The organism is Mastigocoleus testarum BC008 (assembly GCF_001456025.1).
Lineage (GTDB): Bacteria > Cyanobacteriota > Cyanobacteriia > Cyanobacteriales > Nostocaceae > Mastigocoleus > Mastigocoleus testarum.
Window position 1 is genome coordinate 18,960 of record NZ_LMTZ01000005.1, and the last position, 23,448, is coordinate 42,407.

Here is a 23,448-nt window from a genome sequence, read left to right on the forward strand (position 1 = left end):
ATGGATAACAGCAATAACTAATTATCTTTCATATATATAGTAAAGGAATACCCGAACGCGAGCGAACTAACCTATATTATTTTTTTCATTTTCAGAAAATTGAAAGTTAATAAAAATGATTAATTTTTAAGTTTGGATTTATTGACTCTGTATTTTAAATATATTTTTCCTGTTATTGCTAATAATTTTTTAGATTTTATTCTATCTCCCTAGTCCTTTATTCCATCTTCTTACCCTTGTTTAGTCGGGATTTCGATTGTGAAACTAGTCCCTTTTCCAGGATTAGATTGGCAATATAGTTTACCATTATGTTTCTCGACAATAATCTGATAACTAATGGATAACCCCAGTCCGGTACCTTTACCAACATCTTTGGTAGTGAAGAAAGGGTCAAATAATTTAGAACTAATCTTTTCTGGAATACCCGGACCATTATCAGAGATATTAATTGCAACCCAACCGCTAGGTAAAACCTTAGTTAGGATATGGATTTGAGCATTTTTCTGTCCTTCTTGGTTTTTAATTTGGCTATCAATTGCATCAATCGCATTTACTAAAATATTCATCAAAACTTGATTCAGTTGACTGGGGTAACATTGAATCAAAGGAAGTTCAGCATAGTCTTTAATTACTTCAATACCGGGATATCCTGGTTTTGGTTTCAGACGATTTTGGAGGAGCATTAAAGTACTATCAATTCCCGTATGGATGTCCACCTGTTTGAATTCCGATTCATCCAAACGTGAAAAGTTACGCAAGCTGAGGACAATTTCTCGAATGCGACGGGTTCCTTCATGCATCGATCCGAGCAATCGTAAGATATCTGTTTTTATAAAATCTAAATCGACAGCTTCGATTAGTTCTTGAATTTCTTCTGGGGGATGGGCATAATAACGTCGATAAAGCTCGATTAGTTGGAGTAAATCTTGAGTATACTCGCGACAGGGAGCAATATTTCCATAAACAAAACCAACTGGATTATTGATTTCATGGGCGATACCTGCAACCATTTGACCCAAGCTAGACATTTTTTCACTTTGAATAAGTTGGGTTTGAGTTGACTGAAGTTCGAGCAAACTTTTTTCTAATTCTTCCGCTTGTTGCTTGAATTTTATGTCTACTTGTTTGCGATCGCGAATATCGCGGGTAATGGTCGCAAAATATAAAGGCTCACCGGTTTGCGGATTTTTAATCAAGAACATATTACAATCAACCGGTATGGTCTCACCTGTTTGGTAATGTCGAAAACGATATTCACTATGGTATAAACCATTATCCATTACAGTTGGAATAATACGTTGCTGTACATCTTTTCTATCTTCCGGTAAAAAACTTTGAGCGATATAACTTTTTTTAGCTTCAGCTAAACTATTAATTCCCAGCAGTTTTAAACCTGCTTCATTCACATACAGAAATTTACCTTCTAAAGTCGCAATTCCAATTAAATCGCTACTATTTTCAATCAACGATACAAAAATTTGTCGTTCTTGTTCGGCTAATTCGCTTTTTGTAATGTCAATAATACAACCATGACAAAGAATACTACCATCCGGTTGAGCTTGTGGTTTAGAAAATCCTTTTAACCATTTCTGCTTACCTGAAGGTAAATTAATTCGCCATTTGTGTTCGTAATTTTGTAAATTTCGAGCCGAATCATAAATTGTTTGCTTTAAGGTTGCTCGCTCTTCAGGATGAACAATATCAAATAAAACTTGAGGATTTTGTTGTACCAGAGAAGGATCTAATTCGTAAATCTCCCAACATCCAGAAGATACATAGGTGAAGGACATCGTATCATTGGGATTGAAACGCAACTCATATATCATCCCCGGAATATTATCTGCTAATTGCTGAAACTGTTCCTTACTTTGACTTAACTGTTGCGTGCGTTCCTCCACTCTAGCTTCCAATTCTTCATTTAGTTTTTTCAGTGAAGCTTCTACGATTTTACGTTCTTGCAATGCAGCTTGCTGCTCGCTAATATCAATGATGCAACCATACCAAAGGATATCACCTCCAGTTTGGGGTACGGGTCGAGATACACCTTTCACCCATTTCTGTTTACCTATAGGAGTAATTACTCGCCATTTATATGTCCAATTTTCTAGTGTTTGAGCGGATTCAATTACCGTTTGCAAAAAACCTGTTAGATCGTCAGGATGAGTCGTATTAAATAAAATATCCGCATCTTCTACTATTTGAGCAGCATCTATTCCATAGATTTCTTTACATCCAGCTGAAACGTAGGGGAAAGATTGACGACCGTCAGCACCAAGACGAAACTCATAAATCATTCCCGGTACATTTTCAGCCATTTGCTGCATTCGGGTTCTATTCTTAATTGAAGATTCTTCTGCTCGTTTACACTTAATAAACTGAGCGAGTTGTTTCCCAAGTACGTCCAATATTTGCAAAAGACTGTTATTTTGACATCTTATCGATTGACTAAATAAATTAGTGATACCGAATATCTCTCCACCGCAAACAATAGGAAAACTTAAAACAGCGTGGAATGTATTTTTAGTTCCGTTATTTTCGTTAATGTCGTCGATCCAAACTGACCTTTTACAGCTTTGAGTTTGAATTGCAATTTTCCTTCCCAATGACAAAGCAGTAAAACCAGATGATTTTTGAGTAGAAACATCCCATCCAGTAAAATAACTCAGGGAATCATTTTGGTTATCAACCATCCAAAATTCAGCTAAGTCCCAACCTAAAACCTCACAAAACAACTGGAGTAGTTTCGATATTGCTGGATCTAAATCAATTGAATCTGACAATACTTCAGTTACACTAAATTGGAGATTGAGTAGTCTTTGCGCTAATTTGGGAGAATTGAAACCTGAAGAATTAGAATCTTCAGCAGAAATCACTTCTTGAATGACACTTAAACCAGCAAATTCACCATCATCGTCGTACCAAGGATTGATTTCCCAATTTAACTGTTGCGTAACACCACCAAGGGAAACGAAAAAATCCTCTTCATATGTATCGTTTTTCCCATCCAAATAATCTTGAGATATTTCCTGTAAGCGCTCAGAAACATTTGGTATGGTTTCCTGATCGAAAAATGCATCAACAGAACATAGATCCTCAGCACAAATTAAATCTTCCCCATTTAAACCATAGCGGTCGCGCCAATTTCGACTAATAGCTAAGTAACGCATCTGACGGTCTAGTATGGCAAATTCCGCAGCTATTTGTTCGTAACAAGAAATCTTTTGACGGAGTAATTTTAGTTCAGTTTGTAAAGATTGTTCATTTTGTAATGGTGAATCGACCCTTTGATATAAATCCGAAATCATCAAATTTTCAGTCATGATGTTTCTAGCTGTCTATAGGGAAATATTTGAGTTGCTTTAATATTTATATTTCCCAATATCCACAGACAAAAAACATCTATTTTTTCAGTGAAAATACTATTACAAAAATATGTAATAATTCAATATTTATTAATTTTGATTAATAGCATGGGTGATAGGAATTTCAATTAAAAACTCAGTCCCTTGACCGGGGTTAGATTGACAAGATAATTTTCCACGATGTTTTTCAACAATAATTTGATAACTAATAGACAATCCTAAACCCGTACCATTCCCAATATCCTTAGTAGTAAAGAAAGGCTCAAATAAACGGTCTTGAATATCTGTAGCAATACCAGGACCATTATCTATAATCTTAATTGCTACACGATTCTCTGCAATATGTTCAGTATAGATATGAATGCGACTGGGATAGGTTTCCAAATGTTTTAAAGAAAGGGTTTTACTATATTCGTCCAAAGCATCAATTGCATTGCTTAGGATATTCATAAATACTTGATTTAACTGACTGGGATAACAATGTACCAAAGGTAAACTACCGTAATGCTTGGCGATCGCAATTTCTGGACGATTAGGTTTAGCTTTCAAACGATTGCGCAAAATCATTAAAGTACTGTCAATCCCATCATGAATGTTTACCTTCTTAAATTCAGATTCATCCAAGCGGGAAAAATTACGCAGGGAAATGACAATTTCTTTAATTCGACGGGTTCCCTCTTGCATTGACTCCAGCAATTTTGTTAAATCCTGCTTGAGAAAATCAAGCTCTATGGTTTCAATTTCTGCTTGAATTTCTGGTGGGGGATGGGTATAAAACCGTTGATAAAGCTCGACTAATCCAAGTAAATCTTGAAAATATCTGAACGCAGGACTGAGATTTCCATAAACAAAACTAACAGGATTATTAATTTCATGGGCAATTCCCGCTACCATTTGACCCAAACTAGACATTTTTTCACTGTGGATCAATTGGGCTTGGGTGCGTCGCAGTTCAAACAGACTTTGTTCTAACTCTTCTGCTTGTTGCTTTAATTTCATTTCTACTATTTTGCGATCGCGAATATCTCGACCAATACTAGCAGTGTAAATGTGCTTCCCAGTTATTTCGTCACGAATCAGAAAAATACTACTTTCAATTTCAATAATTTCACTAGTAAGACAATGTTTAAGATTTAACTCACCCTTCCAAGCTCCAGACTGTAAAAGTGCTGGTCTTACCTCCTGCAAAAGATATTTCCAGGTTCCAAGGGAATGCAGCTGCTTGATTGTTTTGTTTTTGAATTCGTTTTCATCACTAATTCCCAAAAGCTCGCAACCTGCAGTGTTTATATACAGTAATTCGTTATTTGGCGAAGCAATTGCAATTAAATCATTACTATTTTCAATTAGCGCAATTAGTTTGTGCTCTTCTGCTTTAGCGCGTAATAACTGCTCTGTACGTTTTTCGACACGAAATTCTAATTCTTCATTTAATTGCTTTAATGCTGCTTCTGTATTCTTTTGCTCTGTAATATTACGAGCAATTGTACAGCTATATTCTTTATCATTAAATTTCACATAGTTAATGGAAATCGATACAGGAAATTCTTTACCGTTCCTATGACAGTGAACCGACTCCAAATTTAAAAAATGTTTTTGCTTAACTCCCTCCCAATGTGACGACCAATTACCAGGAGGTAGTGCAATATCAATATCAAACACGGTCATACTCAAAAGTTCTTCCTGAGAGTAACCAAGATTGCGACAAGCAGCTTCATTGACATAAAAAAAACTTGCATTCGGTTCAACCAAGAATACACTGTCTTGAACTCGGTCTAGCGCAAACTGAATCAACCTTAGATTTTCTTCAGCTTGTTTTCGTTCGGTGATATCTTCAAAAGTACCAAGAATACCCACCACATTACCTTGAGTATCTCGAAGTGGTATCTTATTTGTATTCAGCCAAGATTGTTTTCCATCAGCTTGTTGTTGAGGCTCAACAATATTTAATTGGGGAACCCCACTTCTCATCACTCGACGATCCCACTCACGGAACCAATCACTTTCCGAACGCTTCCAAGCTAGGTCGTAATCACTCAAACCAATAATTCTTTCTGGTTCCCCAACACCAGCAGCGCGAGCAAACTTACGATTGCAACCAAGATAAACAGAATCGCAGTCTTTCCAAAAAACAAATTGGGGGATATTATCCATCACTAACTGCAATAATTGTTGTGACTCCCGCAACTTTACTTCAGTATGATGACGCGCGATCGCAGCACCCAAATTACCAACTGCAGACTTTAATATTAACTGTTCGCACCCAGACCATCGACGTTCCTTTTGACAGTCATCAAAACCTATGAAACCCCAAAATTCACCTTTAATCTGAATTGGGATCGCAAAAATAGAATGGATACCTTGAGATGCTAAGATTTCTCTCTCCGGCTCGGGAAAATCCTTAACAAGTCCAATAATAGATCTTCCTTGAGAAAGTTTTTCATACCAACCGGGACAAAGTTCTTGGTAGACAACATTTTGTAATAAAGGATTATCAATTTCCGGCGTTACTCCAGGTCTAACCCACTCCCACCGTTGACTAGTTAAAGGTTCGCCAGTTTCAGAAAAATGATTTTCAAATACATATACCCGATCAACAAAAGCAGATTCCCCTAAAGCAGCTAAAGCAGCATCAATAGAATCATCATAATCCGCAATAGCCAGCAGACAATTAGCAGCAGTTACAATTCCACTCAACAATCGATTGCGTTCTTCTAAACTGTGCCAAATTTTTTGTTCATTGCATAAATCTTGAGAATTCTCCAAAGTTGTAACCTTTTCCCGTAGGATTTTCAATTCTTGTAGGAGAAAAGAATAAGTATCCCGATTTATACTAATGAAATTATCATCCATGAAGTTATTAACTACTGACACAAACAGCACTAAATAATGAGCTTATATCCCAGTGGGATATTCAAATTAATATATTAAAAAAGTATTACTATTTAGTACATTATTATGTGATGAATTCCTTAGCAAAATTTATAAAATTTTCTAAATCAATTAAATTGTGTCAAGAGAATTAAAATTATTTATATCAAATTTACTATATGTTTACAACAACATTTATAAGCTGTTAATAGCAGTATGATAGCAGTAATTTCAGCCTGATTTATTGAGTAGACAGTCATGAATAAAAATGACTTAATTACCACACTTTCTTTAATAGAACATGTAGAAGGTGGATATTTTTGCGAAACTTATAGATCGGATTTAAAAATAAAAACAAATAGAGAAGGAAGCGAAAGAACGCAATTGACTTCCATTTATTATATGCTTAGCGATGACAGACCTATTGGTTATTTCCACAAAAATAAATCAGATATCGTACATTATTTCTATGCAGGATCATCTCTAACATATTTAATTATTCATCCTGATGGTAACTTAGAGCGAGTAAAACTTGGCTTTGATATTCATAAAGGAGACTTACCTCAACTTATAGTACCAGGAGGATGTTGGAAAGCAACGGTACTTGAAGAAGGTGAATTTGCTTTACTTGGAGAAGCAGTTGCACCAGGTTTTGATTACCGAGATATGGAAATAGCTAAACCAGATAATTTTTGCTCGAATTTTCCAGATTTATGGAATGAATTAAAACCCTACGTCAAACAATAATCTTAGTTCTCAATTACCCCATTACCCATTACCCATTACTCAATTGCTTACGCAACGCTAGAGATTTACGCCGACCGACACCCTTCCGCTCTAGCTGCGCTGCTACGCCGATATCTACGGTTCCGGTACGCTTACGCTAACATTACTCATTACTTATTACTTATTACTTCAATAGCTCACCTAACTGCTGTTGAACTAAAATTCCTTTCAAAGATTCATTTTCGGCTTTCAAAGCCAAATTCTCAGCTTCCAATTCAGCAATTCGACTTTTCAATGCTTCCTTACTAGTACCTTGACGGTGAATTACTACTTCTTTATATATTTCTAAGTTAGTATCTTCATTCATCCATCTTTGGTAGGTTTTCGTGTGCTCTTGCACCGTATGACCCATATAATCAGCCATTGTCTTAATCGGTATTCTTAAACGATGTCCGCGAATTGCATAAGCATGACGTAGATCGTAGGGTCTAAAACCTATGTTAGTATTCCGAAATCGAATCTGAATTTTGGCAGTTTTATTACTTAAACTTCCACTATTATCCAGTAAGGGTTTAATATCCTTTAACTTAAATAAATCAATCCAATGGGGGTACAAAGGTGGAATACCACAAGTTCGTTCTCCAGTTTTAGTACCTCCAGTTAAATGAGGATCTAAAGTAACCAAATGAAAAGTATTTTTGGGATTAATGAAAGCATCTAAATCGATTGCAAATAACTCATGGGGTCTTAAACCATAAGTCGCAAGCATTCCATATATCCATTGCCATTGTTTGGGTAAAGCTACATTATCCTTACTTGTATAGGGTGACAAAGACTGACCAATTTGAGAAAAACCTCTAATAATTTCCTCATCATCAGGAATTTTCCGCATCTTAGGATTAGGTAAAGGTGTTGTATAAGAGTCAATCAAACCACCATCATCAAACTTACAGAAATCACAAAACTTTTTTAATTGCCAAGTCAAGTAAAATCTAGATGAAGTGTGGGGTCTTGTTGCTTTTAAAGCTTGTTCCAATGCTGGTAAAGATAAAGGAATATCATGGGGTAGCTTTTTTAAATGTCTGAGGTAATGAGTTTCCCAAGTGCGTAAACCTTGACGATTTTGCTCGTGAGTTTTCCAAAATTCATTTTTATATTCTTGAATTAACTCTCCAATCAATTTTTGTGGTGCAGTACATTCTTGTAATTCTATATGACGTGCATGCTTACCCAATAATTCAGAAGTCCATTCAAATTGATTCGTAATCAACAATAAATCTAGCTCTCTCGCTTTGGCGATCGCAGTTTTGAGCCCGATATCATTTGCTACAAAACCCAAGGAAATCGTATACTGCTTATTCAGGCTATTATTTTTACCAGTATCTCCAGGCTTACAGGGGAAAGTACCTTGTAAAGCGATAGATTTGGCACTTGTTAACTTCAACTTAATTTTAACCTTGTCCAAACTTAAAGCTAGATTTGCTTGATTGATAGTATGTTTGATTCTTAAGTATTCGCGTTCGACTTTTGCGTTGCGATCTGATGCAGGTGGTTTTGGTTTCCACTGCTTCCATTTTGCAGGTTCCCACTTATCAATAGGAATTTCATTCCATTGAGCATGACGGGGGTTGTAACTGCAAGGCTGCGATTCGGACATAATTTTTATTTAAGCTTTTAACAACAAATATAAGAATATACAGACTTCACTTGACTTAAGATATCGGATTCTTAGAATTTTGGTAGCCAAAAAATGAGGGTGAAATACTAAGAAACAAAATATTGATTAATACCGGAGAAAGAATTTGCTTAATGATGTAAATTGATACGAAGTTAGAAACAGAACACCCTGACTACGGAAGAAGTATAGGTATCCATAAATGAAAAGTACACGGATGAGAACAGAAAAAAAGTATATTTCCCCTTTGATTGTAGCTGCAATAGTGTTTGGCATCAGCAGTTGTAGCTCCACTCCGGTTACTCAAGAGCAAAGCACTAATACTGCACCAGCAAACACGCCTGAAAGTCCAAATTCTACAGCAAATAACAGTGTAGTTTCTCCTGCTCCCAATCCCGAGACATCAGAAACAGAAAAATCGGAGACCAAACCAGTTGCTTCTCCATCCTCATCACCGAAACAACCTTCTGCTTCCACATCTAAAAAGATTGCAGCAGCTCCCTCAGATACTTTAAAGAGAACAATTAATGCAACTCTCTACACAAGTGATGCACAGTGTCAAAGCCTAGTTGCACAAAAGGTAGAGCTACCTGCAAATACACCTATTGAAAGTGCTGTTGGGAAAATTATTGAAAAACAAGACTCAGGAGACTTTAACCTGTCTGGTTATCGAGTTAACGTCAAAAACGGTGTAGCCACAGTTGATTTTCGCTTATCCCCCAATTCTCAAAGACAATTAAGCTCTCTTTCTAGTTGCGAGCAGTTTGCGTTATTTAATAGTGTTCGCACAACATTAACTAAAAATCCTCAATGGAAAGTAAAGAATGTCCGTTTTACTGAAAAAGGACAAGAAATCGTTTTGTAAAGTAGTATTCAACGGTTTTATCGTTGACTGGGAAGAAGATTTATTCACCCTTATGACATTCTTGCTAAGAAAAAAGTAAAAGATGTCAAACGGTATCTAAGCAAAAGCTATATGTAAAATAATATAATTTTATTTGTCGGGTGGATAAATTCTTTTCAAGAAGCAGAATTACCACCGATTTTTTTTAAGAAGTCAGAAGTTAGGAGTCAGAAGTCAGGAGTCAGAAGTCAGAAATCAGAAGTCAGAAATCAGAAGTCAGGAGTCAGGAGTCAGGAGTCAGGAGTCAGGAGTCAGGAGTCAGGAGTCAGGAGTCAGGAGTCAGGAGTCAGAAGTCAGAATTCTTATCTCATTACCCATTACCCATTACCCATTACCATGATTGATCTATATACCTTTACCACACCCAACGGGCGAAAACCCGCAGTCATGCTCGAAGAACTAGAGCTACCCTATACCATTCATAAAGTAAACATCAGTAAAGGAGAGCAGTTCAGCTCCGAGTATGTTGCAATCAACCCCAACAGTAAAATTCCAGCCATTATCGACCGAGACACAGACATAAGCATATTTGAGTCTGGTGCAATCCTGATTTATCTAGCCGAAAAAACCGGTAAATTGCTACCCACCGAACCAAAAAAGCGAGCCCAAGTTATTGAATGGCTAATGTTCCAAATGGCAAACATAGGTCCAATGTTCGGTCAACTAGGTCATTTTCGCAATTCCGCTCCCGAAGAAATCCCCTATGCGATCGCGCGTTATGAGAAAGAAACACAACGTCTGCTTGGGGTTCTCGAGCACCAACTTGAAAACAATGAATTTATCACAGGAGAATACTCAATAGCAGATATTGCAACTTTTCCTTGGATTTTAATTTCTCCTTACCTAGTCTCTGTAGATCAATATATCAACGTTCAACGCTGGATAGAAACAATGCGATCGCGCAAAGCAGTCCAGATAGGAATGGCAATTCTCACTCCAGAATTTAGCAGTAACTATGGTGCAGTTGCTTAATTAAGGTAAACCAAATTCCAATAATTTGTTCTTTACGTCTCAATTCCCCTTAATTTTTTTGTATTCCTTATCTTTATACTGCCAATATTTTTCTACAGTTTCTTTTGCAGCGACTGCACTTTTGTATTCTTCTCCTCCTTCCAAGATGAGGCGTTCTCTTACTTTTTTACGCAGTTGCGAGATAATTTTGCCATTGGCTTTACGAGTATATGACCAATCTACAATAGGTTGTGGGTAAGAACTACTACCAGCATATTTAGCTTGAATAATTTCTGGTAAACTATAACCCCTTAACTCATCAACCCAATAGTAAATAAATTTAAGGTAGGGGTCCTTATCTTGAATATTTTTGTTGGGATTGTAAATACGAAAAGTTTCGCTTAGTGGATTGGTTATACCCGCCTGCATTTGCCATTGCCAATTATTAATTGCTAAATCTCCATCTACTAAATAATTCATATAGTGCTTTGCACCATGATGCCAAGAAATCCCGCAGTTAATTGTTAAAAAAGTGGCACACATCGCCCTCATCCGAAAATTCATCCAACCCATAGCTTTGAGTTGTCTCATACTTGCATCAACTAAAGGAAATCCTGTTAAACCTTCCTTAAAAGCATGAAATAACTCTTGTTTTTGGGGTGATAAACTTTCCAGCGTATACCACTCATCAAATTCTGGATAACGGTTTTTGTAAGCAATCTCAGGGTAGAAGTAGAGACGTTGTGTAAAACTATCGCGCCAACGTAAGCGATCGCGAAAAGCTTTCAAAGAAAATTCAGCCTTAGGTTGATTTTCAGTTTTTAACTCTTCTGCTCTCATTTTCGTACGTTGATAAACAGTACGAGTTGAAGTGGTACCAAACGCTAAATGTGGTGATAGATGAGACGTTGCTTTTTGTTGCGCCAACCACGGGCGTGAAAGCTTCCAGTGATAGCCATTAAACCTACCTTCTAGGAAAGAGCCTAGCATTGCTTGAGCTTGTGTTTCTCCACCTCTAAAATATACTTTATTGGTCGACCAAAAATGATGATATTTATGCTTTAGTTCGGTAAATGTAATTTGGGGTAAACGTAGAGAAATTAAAGGAACGTTAATACTTTCAGGAGTTAAAAAAGTGCTTTGTCTTTGATAGCTATAATATTCTTGAAACCATTGCGAACGATTATCTTGCGCTTGTAAAAAGGTACTTAAGCCAAGATGAAAGTCGAGATTTAAATTCTCATATAAGTCAATGATAGCCTTATCTCTGTCGATACCATATTCTACCTGTACATCGCGATTAAAATAAAGCTTAGGTTTATATTTTTCCTCTATTAATTGTCTTGTGATTTCTTGCAGGACATCTATAGAGTTTCCTTCAAGTAGTATTAATCTGCTACCAAAATTTTGTAAATTACAATCTAAATCTTCAAGAGATTCAAATAAAAATCTTACCCTTGCTTTACCTATATCAGCCCATTGATAAAACCAGGGATCGATAATAAAGAATGGTAAAACAGGAGCATTGTTAGCAGTTGCTAATGTAACAATTTCGTTATCAGTTAACCGTAAATCTCGTCTAAACCAAAGAAGATGTATCGGATTAGTAGTCATGTTGAGAGATGAGTGTTAATTAGATTTAATTATTAATTAAAAAATTCACAAATAAAAAATCACGCAAACACTATGTTGCTTATTATACTTTTTACTTTACAGTTTAGGTTAATTATTTAGCAGAATAATATTTTTTCAATAAAAAAGCCCAGTTGCTCTCACACAACCAGGCTGATACTTAAATCAACACATTAAACAGAGGGGAACTTCAGATAATAATTTACACACAACTACTAGAAAGATTTACAACCACTGAAAAGCTTAATTTTGCTCCAAATTAACTTTGACAACCTTGTTCTTTTCTTCAACAGTTTTCGGTAATGTCAAGTTCAAAATGCCATCTTTATATTCAGCAGTGACTTCGGTATTTTTAACTCTTGCTTTGAGAGGAATTACACGCTGGTATTTACCGTAGTAGAATTCACTTCTGGTCTTAGCTTCCTCTTCGGTTTTAGTTTCTGATTTACGCTGTGCTATTACTTTTACAGCATTTTCAGTAACTTCAATATCTACATCTTTAGCTTCAATTCCAGGAAGCTCCAGTCTGAGATGTAATGCATCATCTGTTTCAGTCAACTCAGCAGCAGGAGTTCTATATACTGGTGCTTGAACATCCTCAAACATACGATCAATTTGGCGTTGTAGTGCGTTCATTTCTGCCCAAGGATTGTAACGTACAATAGTCATAACTTTTTAACTCCTAAGTGTTTGTTTAATTAGTTTCAGGTTTAAGATTTATTCCTTTGATATCCATCTTAGTGATTACCAAAAGTAGTGTAAAGTCGGTTATTATCACTTTGTTATTGATGCTAACCGACCAATTACAAAGGTCAGTAAAATAGCAATCTTAATTCAGAGAAACTTTGACAACCTTATTCTTTTCTTCAACAGTTTTCGGTAATGTCAAGTTCAAAATGCCATCTTTATATTCAGCAGTAACTTCGGTATTTTTAACTCTTACTTTGAGAGGAATTACACGCTGGTATTTACCGTAGTAGAATTCACTTCTGGTCTTAGCTTCCTCTTCGGTTTTAGTTTCTGATTTACGCTGTGCTATTACTTTTACAGCATTTTCAGTAACTTCAATATCTACATCTTTAGCTTCAATTCCAGGAAGCTCCAGTCTGAGATGTAATGCATCATCTGTTTCAGTCAACTCAGCAGCAGGAGTTCTATATACTGGTGCTTGAACATCNGTTTTCAGGGTTAAATTTGTTTTCCTTTGATATCCATATTAGTAATAATTAAAAGCGGTGTAAATTCGGTTTATATCACCTAATAATTGATGAGAACCGGCCAATAAAACGAGAAGAGTAAAAAGTTCGGTTAGCTGTAAAAACATTAGTTCGGTTAACTGCAATCATAGTTTTTCATATTGCTGTATTAACAATAAAAGACTAAATATTAAAGATAGATAATTACTAGTAGTAATATTATTTTTTTTATTCTCTCAGCAACTATCCTAGGATTTTCAATACAGGATTTACGCAAAATGAACTTAACTACGTCATTATGCTTCCGCTAAGCGCTAACGCCAACATCTGTGAGATTGCTATCTCCTAAACGGAGACGCAATAACTAGGGCTTGCTGAATAAACAAAAAAAGGTGATACCCAGTACAGTATCAGACCGAAGGAATATATTCAGGTGCAAGAAAAAAGTCTAGAATAAGCCAAAAGCCTTGCATTACTGTGAGTAACACTAAAGCGTCTAATTAGTATATATGTACCGCAAAGAGGAGCAAGCTCAAATCTCATCAGAAGATTTCGAACTTCCCTTTGATGGGAAGTTCATGACTCCTACGTCGTCGCGCTTCGCGAGCAGAAAATAATCGTTGGGTAATCATGGCTTCTTTAATACCCTGGGAGGAATTTGAAGAAGAATATGCTTCAATTTTCTCTCTTGAAATGGGGGCACCCGCTAAATCATTTAGGATGGCGTTAGGTGCATTAATTATTAAAGAAAAGTTAGGAATAAGTGATAGAGAAACAGTAGAACAAATTAGAGAAAATCCTTATCTCCAGTATTTTATAGGAATTTTATCTTATAGCAATGATACTCCATTTGATGCATCAATGCTAGTTCACTTTCGCCAAAGAATAGGTATAGAGCTAGTCAACAAAGTAAATCAACAAATGGTGAAGAAGATGTTAGAAGAAACATCTTTGCACGAAAAAAAAAAGAAGAAAAAGAATTAAGTGAGTCAAAAAATCGTGGTCAACTGATATTAGATGCAACTTGCGCGCCAAGTGATATTAGTTACCCAACAGATTTAGGATTATTAAATCAAGCTAGAAAGCAGACAGAAAAAATTATAGATGCTCTTTATGAGCAAGTGAAGTACAAACTAGAGAAAAAACCAAGAACTTATCGAGAAATAGCCAAAAAGAATTATCTAAAAATAGCTAAATATCAGCCAAATTTCCCACTCATTTATCAAGTTTATTATTCTTCCCACAAATTCTCTTTTTGTATCAGAAAAGCGGAATAGCACGTTAACGAACTGATTTTAATATTGGTCATATTAATCAATAAAAAAACTTTTAACGACTATGAAACGCTATTCTTTATTTATTACTTTAGGAGTACTTGTTATTCTTATTTCCTCTGTAGGCGTGTTTTCACTAATAGTTCGCAAAGAAGAACAATATCGCCTTGCGGGGAAAGAGACATCAGCAGAGAAATCACATGATGTGCAATCGGGTACAGCAGATTCCCCAGAAAAGTCAGGTTCTGTTTCCCCTTCGACCCAACCTAACGGCTCTCCCACTGATTCAAAAAAAATAGAACAACCGGTACTAACCCCTAAGCAACAAGTCACCAAAACTAGAAGATATAAGGGGTATAGACGACCTAGCAATGAAGCAATACCTCATAGTCCCCGTGTTGAATCCATTGATGGCTTCAAATCAGGTTCTATTCCTCCTTCTTCTTCTGCTGCTCGATCGCGATCTAACAACCGTTCCAATGACTTCTCTAATGATTTAAGGAAAGCTTTTAGTAAACTCAGACCCGGACAGATTGCATTTAAAACACCTGCTCAAATGAAGGTTGATGAAGCTGAAATAGTTGAGATGCGTATTACCGATGATTTGAAACGCGACCTAAAGTCAGAATTGGGTAAGGACGCTGAAGTTGCTCAAATTAAAGTAAGTGATTTTTTGAAAGCACACCTCGATGGAAATAACTTTGAGGTCAAACCCATTGATGAAAAAAATCGAGCTTTATTAGATGGAAAATCGGTCAAGTGGCGCTGGAGCGTGACACCAACAAAATCAGGTCAGCAAACATTAATTCTAATAGTTTATGCCAGGGTAAAGCTTTCAAATGAATCAGAAGAGTTAGTAGATTTAAAAACATTTGAGCGCCCCATCACAGTCGCAGTTAACAAAAGAGATTGGTTTAAGGAAAATTGGGATAAAGTTATCGGAATTCCAATTGCACTAGGAGGAACTGGATTTTTCGCCTTTGTTGCGTCTAAATGGAGATTCACTAAGAATGTACTTAAAAAAAATCAGTAATCTTTGCTATCTTGGTCGGCGTGCAAAAAAATATAGAATTCAGATGTAAAGCCCATTGTGGAACTGAAATTCCGCCCAGAGAACGTGCGATCGCTGCTGAATCCTCTCTCCTGGTTACTTCCCATTTCTTTTCTCGAACCACTCTTCAATCAGTTCAATAATGATATCGCTCATTTGTCTGACTTCAGAAGCTGCAGCAGTTTTAAGCTGTCGGTGTAATTGTTTCGGCAAATAAACTGTTGTACGAGTATAGTTGGGGTCGGTACTTTTACTCCTTGGACTGCTTTTAACATCATTAGACTGAGATCTATCTCTAGATATACGATTCTGAGCAGCATCAATTAAATCGTCAAAACGGCTATTTTTTCTCTTTGGACTCACGCTAAAATCTCCTTTCCCATTTCAAAGTAGCATCGCCAAGCGATTTGTGCATAAGGGTCTTTTACTACATTAACTGGAACCCCCTCCAAAGCTGCTCTCTGGAACACTGCTAGTCGGCGAATTCCAGATTTAAACATCGGTAAACCAGCATTAATACAAGCCTTTCTCACCTCCGCTCCAGCTTTATTTGGACTAGGAGGAATCAAGGTTAGTAAAATTCGATAATTAACCTGAAATTCCTTTAACGCTTCTACCATTCGCAAGGTAGCAGCCAAAGCTACAGCATCAGGGGTAGTTGGTACAACTAGTAAATCACACCCTTGGGCAACAGTTTTTAATTCATCATTATTCGGTATTACTCCCGTGTCAATAATTATATGTTCGTAAAGGCTTGCTAATTCAACTCCATGTTTCTCATCAGCAACCTTAAATGGCAAACTACCCCGATTAGACCAATCCAATGCACTGCGATTAAGGTCACCATCGATTAATAGAGTATCAGCCTTTTGTTGGAAATAAGTAGCTAAATGTAATGCAGTTGTAGATTGTTAACCTAAGCCAGAAAGTCACCTTTCTGACTCGGCTTCAGAACGCAGCATGAATCTTTCAATTCACTGCGCTCCTCGTAATAGTGGCTCGCAACAGTACCTCAATGTTTGCGGTCGTGGCAATGTCCGTGTAGTACCTGTAGATTGTTATACTTCTGATTTTTGTGATTGAGGTCTATGTGGTGTACCTCGATCACATCTTCTAAAGTGAAGTTTAACTTACAGTGTGCGCATCTACCTTTTTGTGTCCGAAGAAGTTTTGCTAATATTGGTCTCAGACCCGGATGCTTACCTCTTCTGGTGCTCCAGTAAGTCCAATCTCCGTCAAATGGGCTGCGGTTTTCTTTGACATTGATGTGCATTTTAATGGGTGTTTTTTTATGTTCTTTGAGAGGAATGTTACCTTCAGAGAATTCCCATTTGCCTAACGAATCAACATTCCAGTATTTATTCGCAATCCAATGTTTTGGCTTCATAGGATGCCTACGATTAGCCCATCTCCTGAGTTTTATATAAAGCCAATTGTCTATGTCACCAAATATTTCTTTGGAATTAACTGCTGAATAATAGTTCGCCCAACCTACAATTATTGGGTTAAGAATTCCTATTAATTTTTCTTGGGTTGCAGTTTTATATCCATCAATAATTTGGCTTAATTTGTCTTTATGTCTCTTGATGGAATCTTGCGTGGGCGTAATTATGGTCTTATGTAATGCATCCCTACTGTAACCACCTCCTGCTACTTTTCTACGATTTCTTTTACCTAATGGGTATTGTTTGAAGGTAAATCCAAGGAAGTTAAATCCAGATTCATTTCCTTCATATTCGTAGAATGTATGACAGATTTTGGTTTTAGTGAGGCTAAATTCTAAACCCATTTTATTCAACCATTTCTGAGCTAAGTTCTTAGCTTTTTTTAGTTCTTCTAAATCCCGGTGCAGTATTACTAGGTCATCAGCATATCTGACAATTGTAGGTTGCCAGCTTGCTTCTTTTATATTTCCCAGTTTTTTACTTTTAGGGAAGGATGATTTGATGTAATCTTCCAATCCATGCAGAGCTATATTTGCCAATAATGGCGAAATACATCCACCTTGCGGTGTTCCTTCGTTGGTTGGGAAGATTTTATTTCCTTCCATTACTCCCGACTTTAACCAAGCTTTTATTGCCCTTCTCATTAGTGGGAAGGTATTTAGCTTATTTAGAAGTGCTTTGTGGTTTATTCGGTCAAAACATTTACTGATATCCGCATCCAGTACGTATTTTTCTTGTCTGCGCATGCTGAGAAATAAATATTTGACCGCATCATGGGTTGACCTTCCAGGTCTAAAACCGTAGCTATGGGGTTCAAATTGAGCTTCCCATTCTGGTTCTAGTGCTAGCTTTGCCAGAGCTTGTGATGCCCTGTCCCGCATTGTAGGTATACCTAACGGTCGCTTCTTGATGCAGTCGCTCATGGGGGAAACCCCCAAGACCGCGCTGCATCGCTTCTCTTCCTTTCCAGGTTTTGGAATCCAGACGCGACGTATGGGCATTGCTTTTTTAGGTAACTCAAGATTAGCCGCAAGTTGCAACCGTTGTTTGGGTTTAAGGTTTTTAATCCCGTCAATCCCTGCGGTTCGCTTACCACGATTATCCTGACTTATTCTTCTTACTGCGAGTAGCTTTGCTGCTCTGGATTTTAGTAGAAGCCTTTGGAGTTTTCTTACTGTTTTGACATCACCACGGATTGAGGCTTGATAAATTCGTTTCTGGAGCTTGAAGACTTGTTTCTCTAGCTTGCGCCAGGGAATGTCCTTCCATTCATACATCAGATTTCCTGTGTTCATGACTTGTATACTCTTACTCACGGTTTTTATCTCCACTATTCCGTGTATCCGTCAGCGTATCCTTGTCATTACAACAAGGCATTTGCTTCTGATACAATCCCGCTTAATAAGTTCATGCGCCTGACTGACTACTTAAGAAATCGACCTTCCTTAAGAGAAACTTATTAAGTTACTTCGTTCCTAATGCTTGTTTTACGAAGGGGTTAGATTCCTACTATCCTACGGGCTTATACTGTGTGATTTCCTTTACTCGGCAAGTTAAAGGAACAGTTTGAGTGATTCTTCTAGCTGGCAAAGCCTAGAAGACATTTAAGCCGTGTCATTTTGACTCAAGCTTCTAAATTCGGGTGAGCTTGTTGGAGGTAACGTAGGTTCAGACATAGGTTTGCTTTCGCTAATCATATCCTTCCAGCTTGCGGGGGTTTCTTACCGAATTTCAGATTACCCGCTTTATATCCCGCTTTATCCCGTCAGTTGTCAGGTTGACGAAATAGGGATATTGCTATCTCCCATCACCAGGGAGGTAAGGAATTAGAATTTACAATTTGTAATATTCCGCGCCTTACATCAAACATTAAGTTATCAAGGTTCAAATTAATTCAAACCAAGCTTCTCGTCCCCCTTGAGATTATCTTCAGTCGGCTGAAGTTCTAATCTACAAGGTTTAGAGAAAACGAATCACACTTGCCACACCACCTTTCAATGCTGCTACGGTCACTATCATTTTTCTCGTTTCTAATCCTCCCACCAAAATATTTGTGGCAAATAGCACTCTACGCCTACATGTTCAGATGTTTAAGTATCTCAGCTTTTCAACATTTGTCAAGTATTCAAAATAGAACTTAAATGTTTATATATTTAAAAACTGTAAAATTTAAAGTTTCAAACATCTGAATTTTTATAAATTTAATAAACTAATTATTAGCAAGTTAATATTTAAATTGCTGAATAATAATGAGCTAAAGAAAAAGTAGCTAAAAAAATAAACATATAGATGTTTAACTATGACTTGAGTAGAAATTTGCTTTCAAATAGGAGTAAATGTCATGACTGATTTTGAGGGTTTTAGAAAAAACGATGTTGAAGTGGGGTTGAAAAATTGACCATACAACTTATCTATAGACGGGTTCAATCTTATTCCACAGAATTTTTCTTTTGGCACAGTCCCACCAAAAACGTGTTTACTGCTTGCTTACAATTCAACCATTCATATTTTTTAATTTAATAAGACCTAAACCAAAAATAGCGCGACAACCGTTGCAGTCATAACTACCCAGATAATTTTGTTCCAATCCCACAACCGCCGACTATTGAAGCTGATAAATGGAAAAAACGGGATTGCAATATCAAAGAGAAGCAACGGCTTGCCCAACAGAAGCATTATGCTCAGCCAAGGTCTGAAGTAAGGTGGTGGCACGTTCAACTGCAAGATTGCACAGACTCCCCATAGCATGATTAATACTGGAAGAGTTCCAGCTAATGCGATCCAACCCAACTTCGGAAGCAAGTCTCGATATCGCCATTGGTTTGTTGTGGGATAAACGCCACCTGGTATGGGGTATATCGCCCCAGCAAATATCAGTGTGATGATTATGCTGAGTGGAAATCCTGATTCCCATGCACGGAAACGAACTTTAAGACCTTGCTTCTGCGCCATCAAACACATGCCCAGATAACGCAGACCAAACAACACAACGAGCATCAGCGTTAGAACCATCCACATACCCAAACTAATTGCCTTGGAACCGTCAAGTCGCCATAACATCAACAAACCAATCAAAGAATTTGCTAAAATAGTCCCCCACCACTGCAAGGTTGCACTATCTGCTTCCGGTGAGGTACGTCGTACCCACAAGAAGTGACCAACATCCAAATAATGAAAGACCTTTACCCATACTGCAAATGTCGCCAATCCGTAGCGTCTGAACTGAGTTCCCGGTGAAAGTATCCTGAAACCGCGCGTGGCAAATAGTTTACTCGAGCTAGTGTTGAAACCTTCAACAGTGGTCAGAATCTCATCACAACCTTGCCGCTCAAAGAAGTCGAGCCCACTCTCAACGAGACGTTGCCCCAATCCCCGTCCGCGTACCTCTGGTGCTGTGAACACCCAAGAGATCGAACCTCCTTTACGATTATGTGGTAGAGGGAATAACTTGAGCACAATAGCTCCCAGCAGTTGCCCACCCTGTTCAGCTACCAGGACATTCGGTGTCCACGAAAAGAACCATCGATCAACAAGTGGAAAAGCTCGACGCATTATGGCATACACATTCTGTCGCTCGTCATCTCGCATTGGACGAATATCGACATCAGATATCTGGGACATAGTATGCTGGTAATTCTTCAGCCTATTATACAAACCTTTAAACAAGTACAAATACCACAAATAATTGCAGAGGTTAATTAACAGAACTTGAGAACTTACCAGTCTTGTCTCATAGACGAATGGCACGCTTGATAAGCTGAAAGTAATTGGCTGCAAAGATTTCAACAAATTTAGAAAAATAGAATGAAGCAAGCAGGACTCATTCGTCCTCAAATTATCAAATCCTATATATTAATCGTTTAGGCTTATCTTATCGCGGAAAAATTATTAACTCAGAGCAAAGGAAATATTTACGATTAGAATCCCCTATCGGCTTTCTTATGTAGATTTCTACAAATTCTCATCATAAACTCAGATTCACAATTTACTTTATTAATAAGGTCGGATGTTTACAGCGCGCCTGCTGTTATTAGAAACAGATTTAAACGTTTATGCGATCGCAGACAAGATTGGTTATTCAGATGCAGGTCACAGCGAAGGAAGAGGGAAGAAGGAAGAAGGAAGAAGGTTTTATGTTGCCGTTTGCACGCAGCAAGCTGAACGCGCAGCGCGTCCAAAGTTGCTTGTACTCCTCCCTTAGCGGATCCGTAGGTAGCGAAGCTATAGCGTGACGTTAGTCAGAGGCTTCGCCGACGCCGTAGGCTCTAACCTTCTGGGTCCTGGAAGGACGGGGCTTGCATCCTTTCGGGGTCGGTTAGCGTAGCGTTGCGTCAGCAATGCTTGATGGAAGATTTTTTGGCTACGCCAGCACTGCGTTTATGGAAAACGCGCTTATTGACATCTTCCCTCTTCCGTCTTCCTTCTTCCTTCCGACGAAGTCGGTCATTTTGATATTACTATGTTGCCGTGCAACGGGATATTCAAGGTACGTAGGAGATGAAAGTCATTTCCACAGGGACTGATGTTCCATTCATTTACCATCATTACAAAAAGCTTTACCCATATCAAACAATACAGAGGGGACTTTCCCAGGGAAAATAAAATAAAGCTGAAAAAAGTTCGAGGATGAAGAAGCTTTTCAGTTTTACCGTCACACTAAACTTAAATCTTTTACAATTTTTAGCGTAACCTCATAGGCAAGCAGATGAAGTACAACAAACTAGGGGATAGTGATTTACTGGTCTCGGAAATTTGTCTGGGGACGATGACCTTTGGGAAACAGAATACCCTGGAAGATGCAAAGGAGCAGCTAGATTATGCAGTTGCTTGTGGAGTAAATTTTCTCGATGCAGCGGAAATGTATCCTGTACCGGGAAGTGCAGACACTCAGGGGAGGACAGAGGAATATATTGGTGAATGGTTACATCAGCAACAGCGCGATAAAATTATTGTTGCGACGAAAGTTGCTGGACCTAGCCGTCATTTTACTTGGATTCGTGATGGTAAATGCCAAGTTGATCGGCAAAATATTACCCAAGCGGTTAATGATAGCCTCAAGCGCCTGAAAACAGATTATATCGATTTATATCAAATTCACTGGCCCGACCGCTACACGCCGATATTTGGGGAATGGGAATATGATATCGCCAAAGAACGGGAAACGATTCCGATTGTGGAACAGTTAGAAGTGTTTGCAGATTTAATTAAGGAAGGTAAAATTCGCTATTTAGGCGTGAGTAATGAAACACCCTATGGAATCTGTGAATTTACTCATTTGGCACAGCAACTCAATTTACCCAAGATTGTGTCGATTCAAAATGCTTTTAGTTTAATTAATCGGATTTATAGTATTCATTTAGCGGAAGCTTGTCGGTTTCATAATGTAAGTTTAATGGCTTATAGTCCTTTGGGGTTTGGATTATTAACCGGCAAATATTTAAATGGTATTCCTGCTAACACCCGCTTGGATTTATTTAAAGGCTTTGGTATGCGTTATGACAAAGGTAATATGCCTTTAGCAGTGAAATCCTATGTGGAAATTGCGGAGAAGTTTAATTTAACTCCGGCTCAATTAGCACTGGCATTCGTGCGATCACGCTGGTTTGTTACGAGTACGATTATTGGGGCAACGACGATGGCTCAACTCAAGGAAAATCTTGATAGTATTAATGTCAATTTATCAGAGGAAATATTAACAGAAATTAATGCGGTTCACGCCCGCTATCCCAATCCAACTCCTTGATAAATTATAACAATACGTAATAGTCTAAGTTGCAGCGACATTCCTCTGTTCACGCACGCTACGTGCGGATGAGAAACTGGAACCTAACTTCCCCGTAGCAAGTTGGGGTCATTTACCTGTCACTACCTACTAGAGCTGTATCTCGAGCCAAGCGACCGTCTTCCATATGCACAATGCGATCAGCAATATCGAGAATGCGATTATCGTGTGTTACCAGGAGAATTGTACAACCTTGTTGTTTCGCCAGCGTTTGCATGATATCAACCACATCCCGCCCAGACTTACTATCCAGGGCTGCAGTTGGTTCGTCCGCAAGAACTATTTTCGGCTCGCTAACCAATGCTCTTGCGATCGCAACTCGTTGTTTTTGTCCTCCTGAAAGATTATCGGGATAATAATTGACCCGATCGCCCATACCAACCGCCTCTAGAATCGCTTTCGAGCGATAAACTCGGGTCTCAAGGGGTAGATCTGGATGTAAGCGTAGTGACATACCCACATTTTGTTGAGCAGTTAAACAAGCCAGTAAGTTGTGAGCCTGAAAAATATAGCAATCGCCAGCTTAGTTAGGACGTAAGGTAAGATAGATCGAGAAGTGATTAGTCTGGACAATTCCAA

Annotated in this window: 15 protein-coding genes and 4 pseudogenes; 7 read left to right on the forward strand and 12 right to left on the reverse strand. The window is 37.8% G+C overall.

From position 1 onward, the window contains the following. Window positions 1-230 precede the first annotated feature (230 nt). Entirely contained in the window at window positions 231-3,320 is a 3,090-nt protein-coding gene (locus tag BC008_RS02195; RefSeq protein ID WP_058183014.1) for a PAS domain S-box protein, read from the reverse strand. A 132-nt stretch (window positions 3,321-3,452) separates the two neighbouring features. Then, complete coding sequence (locus BC008_RS02200; RefSeq protein ID WP_058183016.1) at window positions 3,453-6,215, reverse strand: PAS domain S-box protein; 2,763 nt, start codon at window positions 6,213-6,215, stop codon at window positions 3,453-3,455. Between the two features lie 276 nt (window positions 6,216-6,491). On the opposite strand from BC008_RS02200, the gene BC008_RS02205 reads away from it, so the two are divergent. Then, window positions 6,492-6,980, forward strand: a complete 489-nt coding sequence (locus BC008_RS02205) for a cupin domain-containing protein (protein ID WP_027843990.1) — start codon at window positions 6,492-6,494, stop codon at window positions 6,978-6,980. A 163-nt stretch (window positions 6,981-7,143) separates the two neighbouring features. Here the strand turns inward: BC008_RS02205 and BC008_RS02210 are convergent, their stop codons facing one another. Next, on the reverse strand, window positions 7,144-8,616 hold the full coding sequence (locus BC008_RS02210) for a hypothetical protein (RefSeq protein ID WP_027843989.1): 1,473 nt from the start codon (window positions 8,614-8,616) through the stop codon (window positions 7,144-7,146). A 235-nt stretch (window positions 8,617-8,851) separates the two neighbouring features. On the opposite strand from BC008_RS02210, the gene BC008_RS02215 reads away from it, so the two are divergent. Both BC008_RS02215 and BC008_RS02220 read left to right on the forward strand, forming a co-directional pair. After that, window positions 8,852-9,499, forward strand: coding sequence for a GerMN domain-containing protein (locus BC008_RS02215; protein WP_058183018.1), 648 nt, complete (start codon window positions 8,852-8,854; stop codon window positions 9,497-9,499). Between the two features lie 375 nt (window positions 9,500-9,874). Next, window positions 9,875-10,510 carry a glutathione S-transferase N-terminal domain-containing protein gene (locus BC008_RS02220; RefSeq protein WP_027846878.1) on the forward strand — a complete coding sequence of 212 codons (636 nt, stop codon included), beginning with the start codon at window positions 9,875-9,877 and terminating at the stop codon, window positions 10,508-10,510. Window positions 10,511-10,549: 39 nt separating this feature from the next. Here BC008_RS02220 and BC008_RS02225 read toward each other — a convergent pair whose 3' ends face one another. The 3 genes from BC008_RS02225 to BC008_RS02235 form a co-directional block, all read right to left on the reverse strand. Continuing rightward, the gene (locus tag BC008_RS02225) at window positions 10,550-12,103 is read right to left on the reverse strand and encodes an FAD-binding domain-containing protein (RefSeq protein WP_235595777.1); all 1,554 of its coding nucleotides are present in this window, start codon (window positions 12,101-12,103) and stop codon (window positions 10,550-10,552) included. Between the two features lie 261 nt (window positions 12,104-12,364). Then, complete coding sequence (locus tag BC008_RS02230) at window positions 12,365-12,790, reverse strand: Hsp20/alpha crystallin family protein (protein ID WP_058183031.1); 426 nt, start codon at window positions 12,788-12,790, stop codon at window positions 12,365-12,367. Window positions 12,791-12,950: 160 nt separating this feature from the next. Beyond that, window positions 12,951-13,307 (reverse strand): Hsp20/alpha crystallin family protein, encoded by a 357-nt coding sequence (locus BC008_RS02235; protein ID WP_058183034.1) that lies wholly within the window; start codon window positions 13,305-13,307, stop codon window positions 12,951-12,953. A gap of 519 nt (window positions 13,308-13,826) precedes the next feature. Here BC008_RS02235 and BC008_RS02240 point away from each other — a divergent pair. Next, a pseudogene (locus BC008_RS02240) lies at window positions 13,827-14,513 on the forward strand (transposase); the annotation flags it as partial. Window positions 14,514-14,655: 142 nt separating this feature from the next. Continuing rightward, the gene (locus BC008_RS02245) at window positions 14,656-15,624 is read left to right on the forward strand and encodes a hypothetical protein (RefSeq protein ID WP_058183024.1); all 969 of its coding nucleotides are present in this window, start codon (window positions 14,656-14,658) and stop codon (window positions 15,622-15,624) included. A 114-nt stretch (window positions 15,625-15,738) separates the two neighbouring features. Here BC008_RS02245 and BC008_RS02250 read toward each other — a convergent pair whose 3' ends face one another. From BC008_RS02250 to BC008_RS52590, 5 genes and pseudogenes are all read right to left on the reverse strand, one after another. Continuing rightward, window positions 15,739-16,005, reverse strand: a complete 267-nt coding sequence (locus BC008_RS02250) for a hypothetical protein (RefSeq protein ID WP_027846101.1) — start codon at window positions 16,003-16,005, stop codon at window positions 15,739-15,741. Continuing rightward, window positions 16,002-16,553 (reverse strand): annotated as a pseudogene (locus BC008_RS02255) (ParA family protein); the annotation flags it as partial. The gene BC008_RS02250 and the pseudogene BC008_RS02255, both read right to left, overlap by 4 nt. A gap of 101 nt (window positions 16,554-16,654) precedes the next feature. Further along, window positions 16,655-18,403: a group II intron reverse transcriptase/maturase gene (ltrA, locus tag BC008_RS02260; RefSeq protein WP_235595778.1), complete on the reverse strand. Its 1,749-nt coding sequence runs from the start codon at window positions 18,401-18,403 to the stop codon at window positions 16,655-16,657. A 1,210-nt stretch (window positions 18,404-19,613) separates the two neighbouring features. Next, window positions 19,614-20,294 carry a hypothetical protein gene (locus BC008_RS51105; protein ID WP_235595779.1) on the reverse strand — a complete coding sequence of 227 codons (681 nt, stop codon included), beginning with the start codon at window positions 20,292-20,294 and terminating at the stop codon, window positions 19,614-19,616. Window positions 20,295-20,321: 27 nt separating this feature from the next. Then, a pseudogene (locus BC008_RS52590) lies at window positions 20,322-20,639 on the reverse strand (N-acetyltransferase family protein); the annotation flags it as partial. 454 nt (window positions 20,640-21,093) lie between these two features. Here BC008_RS52590 and BC008_RS02270 point away from each other — a divergent pair. Further along, entirely contained in the window at window positions 21,094-21,288 is a 195-nt protein-coding gene (locus tag BC008_RS02270; protein WP_058183028.1) for a helix-turn-helix transcriptional regulator, read from the forward strand. A 504-nt stretch (window positions 21,289-21,792) separates the two neighbouring features. Beyond that, window positions 21,793-22,830 (forward strand): NADP(H)-dependent aldo-keto reductase, encoded by a 1,038-nt coding sequence (locus BC008_RS02275; RefSeq protein ID WP_027846956.1) that lies wholly within the window; start codon window positions 21,793-21,795, stop codon window positions 22,828-22,830. Window positions 22,831-22,942: 112 nt separating this feature from the next. On the opposite strand, the pseudogene BC008_RS02280 reads toward BC008_RS02275, so the two are convergent. Beyond that, window positions 22,943-23,380, reverse strand: a pseudogene (locus BC008_RS02280) (ATP-binding cassette domain-containing protein); the annotation flags it as partial. Window positions 23,381-23,448: the final 68 nt, after the last annotated feature.